Source organism: Bacillus sp. H1a (genome assembly GCF_000633475.1).
Classification (GTDB): Bacteria; Bacillota; Bacilli; order Bacillales; family Bacillaceae_G; genus Bacillus_A; species Bacillus_A paramycoides.
On record NZ_AYMH01000099.1, the window covers coordinates 1 to 1,712 of the forward strand.

General features: G+C 32.2%; 1 protein-coding gene. It reads right to left on the minus strand.

The window, feature by feature from the left end:
* Positions 1 to 72: 72 nt before the first annotated feature.
* A complete protein-coding gene (locus U860_RS0129775) occupies positions 73 to 522 on the minus strand; it encodes a hypothetical protein (protein WP_162791025.1) in 450 nt (149 codons plus the stop codon).
* Between the last annotated feature and the right edge of the window lie 1,190 nt (positions 523 to 1,712).

The window sequence follows — 1,712 nt, forward strand, 5'->3', positions numbered from 1 at the left end:
TCGTCGTGGAACTGAGAAGCTTCCACTTCAAGCTTTGCTAAGTGGTGAGTAGTTCACAGTCATACTTACTTGTTAATCTACTCTTGTTTTCTCTTCTCTAGGGTCTAAGTATATTTTATCCTTGTATATGATGACTTTAAACGTGTCACCCCTCTTTACCCTATCGAACACTTCTTGTTCAACTAGAACTGCATTATACTTATGGTCTGCTGAAATGTATAACTCGTTTGTTGGGTATATGGAAGATTGATTTGTTTGTAGCTCAATTTCTACCTTACCTTCTACCTGTTTTCCGTTTTGAACTCGGTGATACTCCCAATACCCCTCGACTGCTTTCCAACCTAAACAGAAGATGATCATACCTATGAAAGTTAGAAGGATACATTTTCTTTTCCTCTTCTTCTCTTCCTTTGTCTTCGGCTTAGTTTCGATAATCTCAGTTGTTCGAACCATACCTAAGAGTTCTTTTATTTCTTCAATTTCTTCTTTTAAGTTCTCTAACCCTTCCTCGTATTCTACCATTTCATACAGGTTTTCTGATACAAAACGCATGTTAGGATAATTTACTAGATAGTCTTCTAAGTCTTCTTCCTCTATATCGAATTTTTAATGTACATTTCCGTCTTCATCAATGATTCGAATGTGAACATTTTCTTCTTTCACCGTCATCTGATCTACCCCTCTTAGAACAACCCTTTTCTTAACTATATAAATACCTGAATATCCTTATTTCTATCATACAGGATAAAAAGTATAAATTCTTAATTAATACCATTTTTTAAACATCTATTTTATTTTTAAAATGACTTTATTATTTTATAACAACTTTATTATTCGTGAACATATGTCTCCGCTTTTGTCATTAGAAATGGAGATATAGGGGAGCGCTTTTGAAAAATTACTGATTCTATTTTATGTACAGCATATCACTACTTTAATCTTCTTTGTAATATAGATATATCCCTATTTCTATAATTAGATATTTCCCTATAGCTCCACTTTTATTATTAGAAATGGAGGCATAGGGGGGCGCCTTTGAAAAATTACTGATTCTATTTTATGTATAGCATATCACTACTTTAATCTTCTCTGTAATTTGAAAATATCCCTATTTCTATAATTAGATATTTCCCTATATCTCCACTTTTGTTATTAGAAATGGAGGCATAGGGGGCACCTTTGAAAAATTACTGATTCTATTTTATGTACAGCATATCACTACTATAACCTTCTTTGTAATATAGATATATCCCTATTTCTATAATTGGATATTTCTCTATACTTCTACTCTTGTTACCAGAAATGGAGGTATAGGGAGCGCTTTTGAAAAATTACTGATTCTATTTTATGTATAGCATATCACTACTTTAATCTTCTTTGTAATTTGGAAATATCCCTATTTCCATACATCCACTATCAAAAATATTGAAATAGGTCATGGTCATCAAGTTACGCCTATGCAACGTCAATTATAGGAAAGTTTGTTTCTTTTTTAAAAAGCCCCAAAACAAAAAAAATTGTACAGCTCACCTAACAATATCCATTCTCTCGTTTTGGGATATTTGCTTTTCTTAGCTTGATGGGCATGGGATATGGGGATATAAGGACTTTTTCAAAAAATGAATGGAGTGGTATAAATGATAGATTCTATTGCATGTACCACATATCACTGCTATAATCTACTTTTAGAAATAGGGAAATATCCCTATTTC